Annotated in this window: 14 protein-coding genes and 1 tRNA gene; 13 read left to right on the forward strand and 2 right to left on the reverse strand. The window is 55.0% G+C overall.

The window, feature by feature from the left end:
• Positions 1–44 precede the first annotated feature (44 nt).
• On the reverse strand, positions 45–1,031 hold the full coding sequence (ygfZ, locus tag NR114_RS21990) for a tRNA-modifying protein YgfZ (RefSeq protein WP_020828477.1): 987 nt from the start codon (positions 1,029–1,031) through the stop codon (positions 45–47).
• A 322-nt stretch (positions 1,032–1,353) separates the two neighbouring features.
• On the opposite strand from ygfZ, the gene sdhE reads away from it, so the two are divergent.
• The 5 genes from sdhE to creD all read left to right on the forward strand — a co-directional run bounded on the left by sdhE (position 1,354) and on the right by creD (position 5,591).
• Positions 1,354–1,620 (forward strand): FAD assembly factor SdhE, encoded by a 267-nt coding sequence (gene sdhE, locus NR114_RS21995; RefSeq protein WP_020828476.1) that lies wholly within the window; start codon positions 1,354–1,356, stop codon positions 1,618–1,620.
• The gene (locus NR114_RS22000) at positions 1,601–2,023 is read left to right on the forward strand and encodes a protein YgfX (protein ID WP_020828475.1); all 423 of its coding nucleotides are present in this window, start codon (positions 1,601–1,603) and stop codon (positions 2,021–2,023) included. Before sdhE ends, NR114_RS22000 begins: the two co-directional genes overlap by 20 nt.
• Positions 2,023–2,718, forward strand: coding sequence for a two-component system response regulator CreB (creB, locus tag NR114_RS22005; RefSeq protein ID WP_129984121.1), 696 nt, complete (start codon positions 2,023–2,025; stop codon positions 2,716–2,718). The genes NR114_RS22000 and creB overlap by 1 nt, the downstream gene beginning before the upstream one ends.
• Positions 2,715–4,142, forward strand: coding sequence for a two-component system sensor histidine kinase CreC (creC, locus tag NR114_RS22010; protein WP_234530540.1), 1,428 nt, complete (start codon positions 2,715–2,717; stop codon positions 4,140–4,142). The genes creB and creC overlap by 4 nt, the downstream gene beginning before the upstream one ends.
• An 84-nt stretch (positions 4,143–4,226) precedes the next feature.
• The gene (creD, locus tag NR114_RS22015) at positions 4,227–5,591 is read left to right on the forward strand and encodes a cell envelope integrity protein CreD (RefSeq protein ID WP_256814498.1); all 1,365 of its coding nucleotides are present in this window, start codon (positions 4,227–4,229) and stop codon (positions 5,589–5,591) included.
• Between the two features lie 36 nt (positions 5,592–5,627).
• On the opposite strand, the gene fldB is transcribed toward creD, so the two are convergent.
• Positions 5,628–6,146, reverse strand: a complete 519-nt coding sequence (gene fldB, locus NR114_RS22020) for a flavodoxin FldB (protein ID WP_020828471.1) — start codon at positions 6,144–6,146, stop codon at positions 5,628–5,630.
• 107 nt (positions 6,147–6,253) lie between these two features.
• Here fldB and xerD point away from each other — a divergent pair, with 107 nt between their 5' ends.
• The 8 genes from xerD to NR114_RS22060 all read left to right on the forward strand — a co-directional run bounded on the left by xerD (position 6,254) and on the right by NR114_RS22060 (position 15,515).
• Complete coding sequence (gene xerD / locus NR114_RS22025) at positions 6,254–7,153, forward strand: site-specific tyrosine recombinase XerD (RefSeq protein ID WP_234530539.1); 900 nt, start codon at positions 6,254–6,256, stop codon at positions 7,151–7,153.
• Between the two features lie 27 nt (positions 7,154–7,180).
• Positions 7,181–7,897 carry a bifunctional protein-disulfide isomerase/oxidoreductase DsbC gene (dsbC, locus tag NR114_RS22030; protein WP_115058103.1) on the forward strand — a complete coding sequence of 239 codons (717 nt, stop codon included), beginning with the start codon at positions 7,181–7,183 and terminating at the stop codon, positions 7,895–7,897.
• 6 nt (positions 7,898–7,903) lie between these two features.
• Entirely contained in the window at positions 7,904–9,637 is a 1,734-nt protein-coding gene (gene recJ / locus NR114_RS22035; protein WP_149573841.1) for a single-stranded-DNA-specific exonuclease RecJ, read from the forward strand.
• A 166-nt stretch (positions 9,638–9,803) separates the two neighbouring features.
• Positions 9,804–10,902 (forward strand): peptide chain release factor 2 gene (gene prfB, locus NR114_RS22040; RefSeq protein WP_104410945.1). Its coding sequence is split into 2 segments (ribosomal slippage): positions 9,804–9,878 and positions 9,880–10,902, totalling 1,098 coding nucleotides; the frame shifts between segments, so codons are not numbered across the junction.
• 9 nt (positions 10,903–10,911) lie between these two features.
• Positions 10,912–12,429 carry a lysine--tRNA ligase gene (gene lysS / locus NR114_RS22045; RefSeq protein ID WP_020828465.1) on the forward strand — a complete coding sequence of 506 codons (1,518 nt, stop codon included), beginning with the start codon at positions 10,912–10,914 and terminating at the stop codon, positions 12,427–12,429.
• A gap of 169 nt (positions 12,430–12,598) precedes the next feature.
• Positions 12,599–12,672 (forward strand) — tRNA-Gly (locus NR114_RS22050).
• Between the two features lie 931 nt (positions 12,673–13,603).
• Positions 13,604–14,374, forward strand: coding sequence for a DUF6708 domain-containing protein (locus NR114_RS22055; protein ID WP_234530886.1), 771 nt, complete (start codon positions 13,604–13,606; stop codon positions 14,372–14,374).
• A gap of 532 nt (positions 14,375–14,906) precedes the next feature.
• Positions 14,907–15,515 carry a DUF6708 domain-containing protein gene (locus tag NR114_RS22060; protein ID WP_234530885.1) on the forward strand — a complete coding sequence of 203 codons (609 nt, stop codon included), beginning with the start codon at positions 14,907–14,909 and terminating at the stop codon, positions 15,513–15,515.
• Positions 15,516–15,550 lie beyond the last annotated feature (35 nt).

Here is a 15,550-nt window from a genome sequence, read left to right on the forward strand (position 1 = left end):
AGGGGCGCAACAGGTTGCGCCCCCAGATAAAGCCGGGAGGTACTCTAGGCTTCCAGTGAATACGGCAGCGGTTTGATCGCCAATTCACTGGTGGCATCATCGCGCACGCGCAGCTTGCTGTCGGCTTCCAGATCGTTATTCAACACCACCTGTACCCACAGCGTGCCGTCGGCAAGTTTGGCGGCGCTCAACACCGTGCCGGTACGACGCCAGTTTTCACCCAACTGCAGTTCCAGATCCTCGGCTGGCTGCGGCACCCGTCCGGCTTTGCCTTCCAGCCAGTACAGCGCCCGCTTGTTGGCGCCGCGGAATTTGGCGCGCGCCACCATTTCCTGACCGGTGTAGCAACCTTTGCTAAAGCTGATGCCTTCCAGTGCCTGTAGATTGGTGGCCTGTGGGATCAACTGCCCGCTATTGGCGGCGTCAATGACCGGATAACCGGCTTCGATATCCAGCGTCAGCCACTGCTGGCTGTCGTTGAGTTCCGCCTGTTCGTGCAGCCTGGCGACCAGCTGTTCGGCTACCGCGGCGGTGGTAACCAACAGAAAACGTTCCGCCGGTAAAGTGAAGTGCAGCAGGGTGGTTTCACCGTCCTGCACCACCGGATGTTCCGCGTCCGGCAGGCTGTTGAAAATGCCCGTCAACGCCGCACGTGCCTGAAAACCGGCTACGCCCAGCAGCACCGCTTCGTTATCGGCGGCGATGGTGAGTTTGGAAAACACCGCATATTTTTTGATTTCAGCCAGTTGGCTGTCCAGCACGCTGCGGCGTTCCAGATAGGCAAAGCCTTCGCCACGGTGGAACAGACGCAGGTTGCTCCACATTTTGCCTTTGGCGTCGCAGTGGCCGCACAGCACGTGCTGGTCCGCCGCCAGCGCTTCGATGTCAGCGGTCACCTGGCCCTGAAGGTATTTTACCGTGTCGGGCCCGTTCAGCGTCACCAGTGCCCAATCTTCCAGCGAGATTAAGGTCAGGGGCAGATGGGAAGAGGCGGAAGGCTGACGGGGTGGAAATGGAATTTTATACGCCATAGTAAGATCCTGCTTAACGTTAGCTTACCTGAAGGTGTGTTGGCCCCATGGTAAAAGAGGCGGCGGGCTTTGCAAACTGTTATTCACGCTTGTCGCTGCAGCAGCGCTTTTTTTGACATTTAGCGCTTAATTACGTTTTAGGCAGAGAACGTCCTTCCCGGCGAGTATGTCAAATTGTTACTCTATAGGCTTGCGGCCAAAGGTTACCCTTGCAGACAGATCTTTGGCTGATGGAATTATATCGCGCCGGTGTTGCCATACAGTGTGTCGGTTGAACCCTGCGATGGCGTTGCCACGCTGAAAAGAGGTTAGTCATAACAACATGGATATTAATAACAAAGCACGTATTCACTGGGCTTGTCGCCGTGGCATGCGTGAGCTGGACATCTCGATCATGCCGTTCTTCGAATATGAGTACGATCGGTTGAATGACACAGACAAAGCGCTGTTTATCCGCCTGCTTGAGAGTGACGATCCCGATTTGTTCAACTGGCTGATGAATCATGGCGCTCCGCAGGACAGTGAACTGCAGAGAATGGTGACACTGATCCAGACGCGAAATAAAGACCGTGGCCCAGTGGCGATGTGATGTTCGTATTTCCTGGCGCACCCAGTTACTTTCGCTGTTGACGCATGGCGTTCTGATCCTGCTGATCCTGATTTCACCCTGGCCGGAAGGCTACGGGCCAATCTGGCTGGTGTTGCTGACGCTGGTGGTGTTTGAATGCATTCGTAGCCAAAAACGCATTGCGTCACGTCAGGGGGAGTTGCGCCTGCTGGAGAACCAGCGTGTGGGCTGGCAAGGCCAGGAATGGCAGTTGGTCAAGCAACCCTGGATGCTGCGCTTCGGTATTCTGCTGACGTTGCAACCGATGCAGGGGAAAAAGCGTCGTCGCTTATGGTTGGCCTCCGACAGCATGGCCAAGGCCGAATGGCGACATTTGCGCCAACAGCTGTTGTATCCACCGGCCAGTGATGATGAGGAACCCTGATGAAGCCGACGCTGTGGCTGGTGGAGGATGAACCCAGCATTGCCGATACGCTGATTTATACCCTGGAGAGCGAAGGCTTTCAGGTGCGCTGGTTCGAACGTGGCGAACCGGCCTTGCAAGCATTGGCGCAAGGGGCGCCCGCGTTGGCTATCCTCGATGTCGGCTTGCCGGATATCAACGGTTTTGAACTGTGTCGCCGTCTGCTGTCGCAGGCGGCGGATTTGCCCATTCTTTTTCTTACGGCTCGCAGCGACGAGCTCGATCGCCTGATCGGGCTGGAAATCGGTGCCGACGACTACGTCGCCAAGCCTTTTTCTCCGCGTGAGGTCAGCGCCCGCGTTCGTACCATTTTACGTCGTTTGCAAAAACAACAGCGCTTGCAGCAGCCCACGCTGTATAGCTTCGGCCCCTTTGGGCTGGATGAACCGGCGGCGACCATTTATTACCATCAGCAGCCGTTACCGCTGACCCGCTATGAGTTCCTGCTGTTAAAAACCTTGCTGCTGGCGCCCGGCCGGGTATTTTCCCGTCAACAGCTGATGGACAGCGTTTGGGCCCAGGCGGAAGAGAGCCTGGACCGCACTGTCGACACCCATATCAAAACCTTGCGCGCCAAGCTACGTCAGATAGATCCGGGCGAACCGCCCATTCATACGCATCGTGGCCTGGGCTATAGCGTGAGCCGCCAACCATGAGAATAGGCCTGCGCTTGCTGCTGGGGTATTTCCTGATTGTGGCGGTCGCGGGTTATTTCGTGCTGAGCATTTTCGTGCAGGAAGTGAAGCCTGGCGTGCGGCGCGCAACCGAGGGCACGCTGGTGGATACCGCCAACCTGCTGGCGCAAATCGCGCGTCTGGACATGCAGCGTGCCGACGTCGCACACGGCCAACTGGCGCAGGCTTTCGCCCAACTCAATCAACGGCCCATTGGCGCCAATATTGCCGGTATTCGCAAAGATCGCAGTGAATATCATGTCTATCTTACCGATCGGCAGGGTAAGGTCATTTTTGACTCTAGCGGCAGGGATCTGGGTCAGGATTATTCTCGCTGGAATGACGTGTATCTGACGCTGCGCGGCCAGTACGGCGCCCGCAGTACGCGAAGTGATCCACAGGATGAAAACAGCTCGGTGATGTATGTCGCCGCGCCGGTGCTGGAACAAGGCAAGATAATCGGCGTGCTTAGCGTCGGAAAACCCAACAGCACCATGGCGCCGGTGATCAAACGCAGCGAACGCCGCATTCTGTGGGCAGGTGCGCTGCTGCTGGGCATTGCATTACTGATTGGTCTGGGTTTTGTCTGGTGGATTAACCGGTCGATTGGTCGATTGGTGCGTTACGCCGACGGCGTCGCGCAAGGTGAAAGCGTGCCGCTGCCAAAAATGGGCGGCCATGAGCTGACGCAACTGGCGCAGGCGCTCGAAAGCATGCGGGTGAAGCTGGAGGGCAAAGCCTACATCGAACAGTATGTGCACACTCTGACCCACGAGTTAAAAAGCCCCTTGGCGGCGATCCGCGGCGCAGCGGAGCTGTTGCAGGAGTTCCCACCCCCGGCTACCGCTCAGCGCTTTCTGACCAATATCGAACAACAGAGTACGCGCATCCAGCAACTGGTGGACAAGCTACTGGTTCAGGCGCGGCTGGAAAGCCGCCCCGGGCTGGAACCGGCACCGATCGCGATGGCGGCGTTGGTGCGTCAGGCGGTAGCCGGCAAGGAAGCGCAGGCGGTACGGCGCGGTATTTTATTGCAGGTAGACGCTCTAGAAGAGATCACCCTGACCGGCGATGGGCTATTGATCGGCCAGGCGTTAACCAATCTGCTCGACAATGCGCTGGATTTCACCCCCGCGGGCGGCACGATCAGCGTGCGTGGCGAACGCGATGAAGGCCATGAAGGCCATTACCGGATCACCGTCAGCGACGACGGCAGCGGTATCCCTGATTACGCGTTGGACAAAGTGTTCGAGCGTTTCTATTCGCTGGCACGGGCCGACAAGCCGAAAAGCAGCGGCCTGGGCCTGAGCTTTGTACAGGAAGTAGCGCGTTTGCACCGGGGATCTATCCGGTTGCACAATCGTCAACCGCACGGCGTGGCGGCTATTTTCACCTTATCTCTCTGACTTCACCTTCCCTTCACATAACCACATCCTGCTTTCACCGAAGGCCATTATCGTGGCGCCATTACCTACAAGGAGCGCGCAGCGATGATGAAATCGGTACTGTTTTGGAAAATAGCCACCCTGCTGGGATTGATGATTTTGATGATTATCCCGGTGACGCAGTTAATGAATGTGATTGAAGAGCGCAGCGGCTACCGCCAGAGCGTGGTGGGGCAGGTAAGTGAAAGCACCAGCCGCGCACAGCGTATTTTGGGGCCGTTGATTGTCATTCCTTACACCGAAAGGGAAGAAAAGACCGACGATAAGGGGCAGAAAGTGGTGCAAATGGTCAGACATCATCGCTATCTGCTGCCGGAAAACCTGCAGGTGAACGGCAAGCCGAACGTGGAAGTGCGCAAGCTGGGGATTTACCAAACGCAGGTGTATCAGGGGCCGCTGAAGTTTCAGGTGAAGTTCGGTCGGCCGGATCTGAGTGACCTGCAACGCAGCAATGTCGTGATTGGCCAACCTTTCCTGTTGGTCTCGTTGAGTGATTCACGTGGTATCAAGAGCATCTCGCCGCTTATCAGCGCACAGTCGCAGACGACCTTCGAACCGGGCACTCAGGTAAACGTGTTGCCGCAGGGGATCCATGCTCCGCTAACATTGGCTTCGCTGCAGAAAACCGGATTGGATGCCGATTTCACCCTTACGCTGGCGGGAACCAGCAGCCTGTCATTGGTGCCGCTTGGGCGCAGCAGCGAATTGACGCTGCAGAGCAACTGGCCACATCCGAACTTCCTCGGCAACTTCTTGCCGGACGAGCGCAAAGTAACGGAGAAAGGCTTTAGCGCCCGTTGGCGCAGCACCTGGTTCGCTAATAATATCAACAGTGCTTTTCACTACGATGACGGGATCCTCGACGAAGACAAACTGCCGGCTTTTAGCACCAGCCTGATCGAGCCGGTAGATCACTATCAACTGACCGAACGCGCGGTGAAATACGCAGTGCTGTTTATCGGCCTGACGTTTATGGCGTTCTTCCTGTTCGAAACCCTGACCGGGCTGCGGGTGCATCCGATTCAATATCTGTTGGTCGGCGCGGCGCTGGTGCTGTTCTACCTGATCCTGCTGGCGTTCTCTGAACATTTCGGTTTCGCCACTGCCTATCTGCTGGCCAGTATCGCCTGCAGTGGACTGATCGCCTTTTATCTCAGTGCGGTTCTGCGCGGCCGGTTACGCGGTACGCTGTTCGCCGCCAGCCTGCTGATGCTGTATGGCGTGCTGTACCTGCTGCTGCAGTCGGAAGATAACGCATTGGTGCTGGGCGCGGGGCTGCTGTTTGCGATTTTGGCGGGGATTATGCTGTTGACGCGCAAGCTGGACTGGTATCAGGTGGCCGACCCGGCACGTTTGAGCGGCGAGACGCCAGCAGGAGAAGAGGAAAACCGCTTCCGGTTGTGGAAATAGGTAAGCAATTGGGCGCGGCAACCGCGCCCAAAGGCATTACAGCAGGGGTTCCATTTCCAATAGGATCTGTTCGCACCACTGCTGCATGCGGTCTTCACTCATGTCGTATTGGTTCACATCATCCAGCGCCAGGCCGACAAAGTGTTTGCCGTCGGCGCTCAGCGGTTTAGGGCTGGTGAACTCAAAGCCGTCGATGGGCCAGAAGCCAATAAACTGTACGCCGAGCGGGGCGATATGATCGTGCAGCATGCCGAGTGCATCGAGGAACCATTCGCCGTAACCGAGTTGATCGCCCATGCCATACATGGCAACGATTTTCCCTTTCAAATCCAGCGTGGTCAACTGTGGCCAAATTGCTTCCCAGTCTTCCTGCAGCTCACCGAAGTCCCAGGTGGGGATGCCGAGGATCAGGATGGAGTACTCTTCCATCAGCTTGGGAGAGACGTCTTTCAGGTTGTGCAGGTCGACCAGGTCTTCACCCAGAATCTCACGGATTTTTTCTGCCGCCATCTCGGTGTAGCAGGTGCTGGAGCCGTAAAACAGACCAATCTTCATGTGTAAACCGTTTATATTGCCGTAGGTAGAATTGCGTCGAGTATACCCGATTTGTACCGGTTTAAGGCATAATGCCTGTGGCATAAACGTAACAAAGAGAGGACCGCGTGCAACAGCAAGATCATGCGTTGATTGAGCAATTCCTGGATGCGCTGTGGCTCGAACGCAATCTGGCAGAGAATACGCTGGCCTCTTACCGGCTGGATCTGCAGGCGCTGGTCGCCTGGCTGAACCAACAAAACATTTCGCTGGTAAAGGCGCAGGCGCTGGATCTGCAGGCGTTTCTCGCCGAACGGGTGGAGGGCGGCTACAAAGCTACCAGCTCCGCGCGTTTGCTGAGCGCGATGCGCCGCCTGTTCCAATATTTGTACCGTGAAAATATGCGCACCGACGATCCCACCGCGCTGCTTGCCTCACCTAAGCTGCCGCAGCGGCTGCCGAAAGATCTCAGCGAAGCGCAGGTCGATGCGTTGCTGCAGGCCCCCTGTGTCGATCAGCCCCTGGAACTGCGTGATAAGGCGATGCTGGAAGTGTTGTACGCCACCGGGTTGCGGGTCTCCGAACTGGTCGGGTTGACCATCAGCGACGTCAGTCTGCGCCAGGGCGTGGTGAGGGTGATAGGTAAAGGCAACAAGGAACGGCTGGTGCCACTGGGTGAAGAGGCGGTGTACTGGATCGAAAATTATCTGGAACACGGCCGCCCGTGGATGGTCAACGGCCAGACGCTGGACGTGTTGTTCCCCAGCAATCGTTGCCAGCAAATGACCCGACAGACGTTCTGGCATCGTATCAAACACTATGCGATCCTAGCGGGTATAGACAGCGAGAGGCTGTCTCCGCACGTGTTGCGTCACGCATTTGCCACCCATTTGCTGAACCATGGGGCGGATCTCCGTGTCGTACAGATGTTGCTGGGACATAGCGATCTCTCGACCACGCAAATTTATACGCATGTAGCGACCGAAAGACTTAAACAGCTACATCAACAGCACCACCCGCGTGCCTGACACGCCGGGTTCAAAAGGATTGGAAGAATGAAGAAAGGTTTAATGCTGCTCTCTCTGCTGGTGGCTTCTGTGACCGGCGCGGCCCATGCCGACGATGCGGCAATTCAAAAAGCGCTTGGCAGCCTGGGCATTCAGCAGGCGGATGTGCAGCCTTCACCGGTGAGCGGCCTGAAAACCGTGCTGACCGACAACGGCGTTCTGTACGTGAGCGAAGATGGCAAACACATTCTGCAAGGCCCGCTGTACGACGTCAGTGGCAAAGAGCCGGTCAACGTCACCAATCAACTGCTGACCGGCAAATTGGAAGCGCTGAAAGATCAGATGATCGTTTATAAAGCGCCGAAGCAAAAGCACGTGATCACCGTGTTTACCGATATCACCTGCGGCTATTGCCACAAGCTTCACGAGCAGATGAAAGAGTATAACGATCTGGGCATTACCGTCCGCTATCTGGCGTTTCCGCGTCAGGGGTTGAATTCCCAGGCCGAAAAAGACATGCAGTCCATCTGGTGTACCGCTGATAAAGCCAAAGCTTTCGACCAGGCAATGAAAGGCGACGCAGTGTCCCCGGCAACCTGTAAAACCGACATCAGCAAACACTACGCGCTCGGTGTGCAGTTCGGCATTCAGGGTACCCCGGCGATCATTTTGGAAAACGGCATGATGATCCCGGGTTATCAGGGACCCAAAGAGATGGCCGCCATGCTGGACGCACATCAGACCGCAACTAAAACCGGTGGTTAATCGCCGGTGAGCATCAAAACACAACTTCGCCGCCGTGAAACGGCGGACGGCAGCCATCTGCCTGCCAGCCTGCATCCGCTGCTGCGCCGTTTATACGCGCTGCGCGGCGTGAAGGCGGAGCAGGAGCTGGAGCGCAGCGTCAAAGGCATGCTGCCCTGGCAGCAGTTGGACGGCATTGATACCGCCGTGGGGATCCTGCAACAGGCATTGGCCGATCATCGTCGCATCATGGTTGTGGGGGATTTCGACGCCGATGGCGCCACCAGTACCGCCCTGACGGTGCTGGCGCTGCGCAGTATGGGTGGCAGTGCCGTCGACTATCTGGTGCCCAATCGCTTTGAGGACGGCTACGGCCTGAGCCCCGAAGTGGTGGAGCAAGCGGCGACGCGCGGTGCCGAGCTGATCCTGACCGTGGATAACGGCATCTCTTCCCACGCGGGCGTCGATGTGGCGCACGCTAAAGGCATACAGGTGCTGGTGACCGACCACCACCTGCCGGGAGAAACTCTGCCGGCAGCGGAGGCGATCGTCAACCCGAACCTGCGCGGCTGCGAGTTTCCGTCCAAATCCCTGGCCGGCGTCGGGGTGGCTTTCTACCTGATGCTGGCGCTGCGTGCCCGGCTGCGGGACAGCGGCTGGTTTGAACAACGGGCGTTGACAATGCCAAACCTGGCCGAACTGTTGGATCTGGTGGCGCTAGGTACGGTTGCCGACGTGGTACCGCTCGACGCCAACAACCGCATTTTGGTGTATCAGGGCCTGAACCGTATTCGCGCCGGCAAGTGCAGACCGGGCATTCGTGCGCTGCTGGAAGTGGCTAACCGCGACGCGCGTCAGCTGGCGGCCAACGATCTTGGTTTTGCATTGGGCCCGCGCCTCAATGCTGCCGGGCGACTGGACGATATGTCGATTGGTGTGGCGCTGCTGCTGAGCGACGATATTGCGCAGGCACGTATGCTGGCTAACGATCTGGATGCGCTCAACCTGACGCGGCGCGAGATTGAGCAAGGCATGCAGGTTGAAGCCTTGCAGCTGTGCGACCAACTGGAACGCAGCAGCACCGCCTTGCCGTACGGGCTGGCGATGTACCATCCGGAATGGCATCAGGGCGTGGTGGGGATTTTGGCTTCACGCATCAAGGAACGCTTCCATCGCCCGGTGATCGCGTTCGCGCCGGCGGGCGAGGGCATTTTGAAAGGCTCCGGCCGTTCGATAGCCGGTCTGCACATGCGCGATGCGCTGGAACGGCTGGATACGCTCAATCCTGGGCTAATGATGAAGTTCGGTGGCCACGCCATGGCGGCCGGACTGTCGTTGGAAGAGGCCAAATTCGACGAGTTCCGCCAGCGCTTTGGCGATCTGGTCGGAGAATGGCTCGATCCGGCGATGCTGGAAGGGGTTATCTGGTCTGACGGTGAACTGGCCTTGCAAGAGCTTTCGCTGGAAACCGCCGAGCTGTTGCGTGAGGGCGGCCCCTGGGGGCAGGCTTTCCCCGAGCCGACCTTTGACGGCAAGTTTCGCATTTTGCAACAGCGGCTGGTGGGTGAAAAACACCTGAAGCTGATGGTCGAGCCGCTCGGTGGCGGACCGCTGCTTGACGGTATCGCCTTCAACGTGGATACCACGCTGTGGCCAGACAGCAGCGTGCGTGAGGTTGAACTGGCTTACAAACTCGACGTCAATGAGTTTCGCGGCAACCGCAACGTGCAGCTGTTGATTCAGCATCTCTGGCCGCGTTGATTCGCACTTCCCTTTAGCCGGGGTTAGCCTGCCTTGCCCCGGCCACATTTCTTGCCCACAAAAACTGAGCAACTCGCTATAAACTGACGCCTGGATCCGATAGAATTACCGGTTCTAATGGCATTTCGCCATCGACGACATCTAACGAAAAAGAACGCTAAAAACCATGTTTGAAATTAATCCGGTAAAAAACCGTATTCAGGACCTGTCCGAGCGGACTGCCGTTCTTAGGGGGTATCTTTGACTATGATGCCAAGAAAGAACGCCTAGAAGAAGTCAACGCGGAGCTGGAACAGCCTGACGTCTGGAACGAACCCGAGCGCGCACAGGCGCTGGGTAAAGAGCGCGCGGCGCTCGAAGCCATCGTTGAAACCATCGACCAACTGGAGCAAGGTGGCGAAGATGTCACCGGCCTGCTGGAATTAGCGGTGGAAGCCGACGATGAAGAAACCTTTAACGAAGCCGTCATTGAGCTTGATCAACTGTCTGCCAAGCTGGAGCAACTAGAATTTCGTCGTATGTTCTCTGGTGAATACGACAGTGCTGATTGCTACCTGGACATCCAGGCAGGCTCCGGCGGTACCGAAGCGCAAGACTGGGCCAGCATGTTGCTGCGCATGTACCTGCGCTGGGCCGAAGCCAAAGGCTTTAAAACGGAAGTGATTGAAGAGTCCGACGGCGACGTCGCGGGGCTGAAATCCGCCACCATCAAGATTATCGGCGACTATGCGTTTGGCTGGTTGCGTACTGAAACCGGCGTACATCGCCTGGTGCGCAAGAGCCCGTTCGACTCCGGTGGCCGTCGTCATACCTCCTTCAGTTCGGTGTTTATCTACCCGGAAGTGGAAGACGACATTGATATTGAAATCAATCCGGCGGATCTGCGTATCGACGTATATCGCGCTTCCGGTGCGGGTGGTCAGCACGTAAACAAAACTGAGTCGGCGGTGCGTATTACCCACTTGCCGACCAACATCGTAGTGCAGTGCCAGAACGACCGTTCTCAGCATAAGAACAAGGATCAAGCGTTCAAACAGCTGCGTGCCAAGCTGTATGAGTTTGAGATGCAAAAGAAAAATGCTGATAAACAGATGATGGAAGACAACAAGTCGGACATCGGTTGGGGCAGCCAAATCCGTTCATACGTGCTGGATGATTCCCGCATCAAGGATTTGCGCACTAACGTTGAAACGCGCAACACGCAGGCCGTATTAGATGGCGACCTGGATAAATTCATTGAGGCAAGTTTGAAAGCCGGGTTATAAGGAACAGAAATGTCTGAGCAACAACCACAAGGCGCCGATCAGGCGTTGGATCTCAATAACGAGTTGCAGTCACGCCGTGAGAAACTGGCTGCGCTGCGCGAGAACGGCATTGCGTTCCCGAATGATTTTCGTCGTGACAACACGTCAGACAAGCTGCATGCAGCGTACGGCGAAAAAGACAACGAAGAGCTGGAAGCGCTGGGCGTAGAAGTCACAGTAGCCGGCCGCATGATGACGCGCCGTATCATGGGTAAAGCGTCATTTGTCACGCTGCAGGACGTTGGCGGTCGTATCCAGCTGTACGTTGCGCGCGACGATCTGGCGGAAGGCGTTTACAACGAACAATTCAAGAAGTGGGACCTGGGCGATATCGTTGGCGCGCGCGGCAAGCTGTTCAAGACCAAGACCGGCGAGCTGTCCATCCACTGCACCGAACTGCGTCTGCTGACCAAGGCCCTGCGCCCGCTGCCGGACAAGTTCCATGGTCTGGCGGATCAGGAAACCCGTTACCGTCAGCGTTACCTGGATCTGATCGCCAACGACGAATCGCGCAAGACCTTCCAGGTGCGCTCTCAGATCATGGCGGCAATGCGTAACTTCATGGTGGAACGCGGCTTCATGGAAGTCGAAACTCCTATGATGCAGGTGATCCCTGGCGGTGCTTCCGCACGTCCGTTTGTGACACACCACAATGCGCTGGACATCGATATGTACCTGCGTATCGCGCCAGAGCTGTACCTGAAGCGTCTGGTCGTCGGCGGTTTCGAGCGTGTGTTCGAGATCAACCGTAACTTCCGTAACGAAGGCGTTTCTCCGCGTCATAACCCAGAGTTCACCATGATGGAACTCTACATGGCTTACGCGGATTACAAAGATCTGATCGAACTGACCGAATCCCTGTTCCGTACCCTGACCCAGAAAGTGCTGGGTAACACTCAGGTACAGTACGGTGATGAAGTGTTCGACTTCGGTAAGCCGTTTGAAAAGCTGACCATGACCGAAGCGATCAAAAAATACCGTCCGGAAACCGATCTGGCCGATCTGGCTGACATGGGCAAAGCGGTTGCTATCGCCGAATCCATTGGCATCAAGGTTGAGAAGAGCTGGGGCCTGGGTCGCGTAGTGACCGAGATCTTCGAAGAAGTGGCGGAAAGCCATCTGATTCAACCGACCTTCATTACTGAATACCCGGCGGAAGTATCCCCGCTGGCACGTCGTAATGATAACAACCCGGAAATCACCGACCGCTTCGAGTTCTTTATCGGCGGCCGTGAAATCGGTAACGGCTTCTCCGAGCTGAATGACGCAGAAGACCAGGCGCAGCGCTTCGCTGACCAGGCTAATGCGAAAGACGCCGGCGATGATGAAGCCATGTTCTACGACGAAGACTACGTCACTGCGCTGGAGCACGGTTTACCGCCAACTGCAGGCCTGGGTATCGGTATCGACCGTATGGTAATGCTGTTCACCAACAGCCACACCATCCGTGACGTGATCCTGTTCCCGGCCATGCGCCCGCAGAAATAACGTTTCGTAGAGTAAATATCAACCGGTGCAGGTAACTGCGCCGGTTTTTTTTGTCCGTTGGGCAGGATAAGAAGCCCATGGCTGCTAACTGCTTAAAACATCAGCAGTTACATGCTATCTCCGCTTGCCCGGCAGGGATAACCGGTTATAATGACTGCCGCACACCGATGCGGGTGTAGTTCAATGGTAGAACGGCAGCTTCCCAAGCTGCATACGAGGGTTCGATTCCCTTCACCCGCTCCAAGCCTTTCTGTTAGCGTTTTCTCGCTATAAATAATCAAATCAAAAAGTGCTCGAATTTTCAGCTACCAACCAAGGTATCCCAAGGAATTGTCCATCGCTTTTGTGGCTTGGTGTGGTTCAGGTAATATATTAAACCCTTAACGATCGTTCTATTGTCTTATCGCGATAGTCCAACAAGAACAACATATCGTGCCATCGGCTCTAAACTCTCCCAAAACATAATAAATCACAGCATCTAGCATCGATGCTCTTTCTTTCAAAGGCATGCAGCTCGCAGAATTATCTGCCGGTAGGTTATGTGAAATGTGCTTACTTTTAGCACCTGAGGCAAAATAAAATGGCTCCTCAGTGGGCCTGATTCGCCAATGCCGACATACGCAATGATAACTTTAGCTCTTTCAGAGAGAAGATGTGTATATCGCCCGAGCTGCTCATCCTGCGCCAAGACGATACTCCGACCTTACCGTTCCTGGTGGGGACTATGAAATATTCACAAAATAAACTAGAGCATCGGATCCAATATCTCATAAACCTGAATTATGTCGAGTTTCAAGGATGAATATGTGTTGGTGAATGTCGATAAAAAGTGTATTTTAAATTATTATAAAATTGTTTTAAAAGTAATTTTAGCATGAGTTAAAATGGAAAAAATAGTGCGGTGCGAGTGCCGCTCATCTTCGATTTTTTCGTGGATTTTTATGCGGAATTTTAACTACAACCAAGAGTTTTAGATCCCCTCCTTAAAAAGATGCTAAGTCACGCACATTGAAAATTAGTGGAACCACTCTCTTACAAACGGGCTTATAGTAACCATGCTACATAGTTGGGAAGCTTATATTAGCTTAGTGCAAGCGGCGAGTCAGGTATTGTTTGTCGTTTCGCTTTATTGTGAGAAAAACGATATGGACACTGAAAGAAAGGACATCTTAAATTGACCAATCCTAAACTGAATCCGCCCTGCACTGGTTGGCAAGAGGATCTTCCGCCCCCCAATTTAGCTCCGACAGTCCCGCCGACCATTTGGGGAAATGCGCCAAATCACATCGACTCCTATTATTTAGAGTTATCTCGTGTGGCATTCCGCGCACGAGGGTTACTGCTCTGCATGGGACTATTTTTACTTACATGGCTAATAGTATCCAACATTGGACCGGTTTCCTTTTTCCATGCAGAAAAAGCGTCGATCTTTTTTGCCGGCCTAGTGAGCACCATAATATGTTTTTGGATTGCTTTGGCCGTAGTTAGATTGGACATATCTCCTCCACGCGACTTACCCATTCGTTTTAACAGGGCTCGGCAGCGCATCTATGCCTACAATTTCAAGTACCGCTGGTGGAACCCCTTCGAACGCTGGCAAGTGGTGCCAGTGGCTTACGACTGGTCACAGGTGCGTGCGGAGCGCTGGAAGAAGCGCGGTATGACAGCTCACGGCGCCATCATCATCAAATGGGGAGTGGTGTTGTCCATCGTAAAGCCGGGAACTAATGACGTCATCGACCGCTTCCCTCTGAGCACTATGGGTGCCGACGAATTTGCCTGGGCTTACATCTGCACCTATATGCAACAAGGGCCCGGTGCGTTGCCACCATCTGAACTATCCCGCGACCACAATGATGTGCCCTGGTACAACCTCGCTCTGCGACTGGCACCGAAGGTGAAGTGGCCTATCGAGATGGACCACGAGTCGAGAACCACACCGTGAGAGTTGGGCGTACGCAGGGCGCTGTTGAATAATTCCTGACGCCGAGCTTATTTTTCGCAAGAACCGTATGCACTCCGGGGAGATTGAGTGCGGAGCCTTTGGTGACTGGCATTTTTGCATGACAGTGTCCCGACTACACTTTTCTAAAATACGTATGAGGCAGTGGCCTGAGGGGGCACTGTTCCGTCAAAAAGTTCCTAGGTCATACATTGAATATAAGTGCGCTATTACCCTAAAAACTGGCTTATAGTATCCATGCCGCATACGCCAAGAGGGTTATATTGGCTTGGTGCAAGCGACAATAAAATATTGTTTGCCTTGTAGTGAGAAAAAACAATATGGACACTGAAAGAAAGGACATCTGAAATTGACTATACCCCTACTAGACCCGCCCTGCTCTGGCTGGCAAGAAGACCTTCCGCACCCTGAGGAGCATTCAATTGTGGTGCCCCGACTTGGACCTGGCTCCCTAAACTACCAAGACAATATCTATTTAGATATTTCACGCCAATTCTCGCTGGCAAGGGGAGCGATGTTTTTATTTTCACCATTGCTAGCTATTTGTACTGTAGTATCCATTTCGACGTTACTCCCTATTGCGGGGGAGCCGTACAGCTATGAATTTATGTTTATTGGCATTTTCGCATTCGTAGTTTGTTTCTACGCATTCCTTCACTCTCTCAAGCACAGCATATCTCCTCCACGCGACTTACCCATTCGTTTTAACAGGGCTCGGCAGCGCATCTATGCCTACAATTTCAAGTCCCGCTGGTGGAACCCCTTCGAACGCTGGCAAGTGGTGCCAGTGGCTTACGACTGGTCACAGGTGCGTGCGGAGCGCTGGAAGAAGCGCGGTATGACAGCTCACGGCGCCATCATCATCAAATGGGGAGTGGTGTTGTCCATCGTAAAGCCGGGAACTAATGACGTCATCGACCGCTTCCCTCTGAGTACTATGGGTGCCGACGAATTTGCCTGGGCTTACATCTGCACCTATATGCAACAAGGGCCCGGTGCGTTGCCGCCATCTGAACTATCCCGCGACCACAATGATGTGCCCTGGTACAACCTCGCTCTGCGACTGGCACCGAAGGTGAAGTGGCCTATCGAGATGGACCACGAGTCGAGAACCACACCGTGAGAGTTGGGCGTACGCAGGGCGCTGTTGAATAATGC

Source organism: Serratia sp. Ser99, from assembly GCF_024519545.1.
Lineage (GTDB): Bacteria > Pseudomonadota > Gammaproteobacteria > Enterobacterales > Enterobacteriaceae > Serratia > Serratia liquefaciens.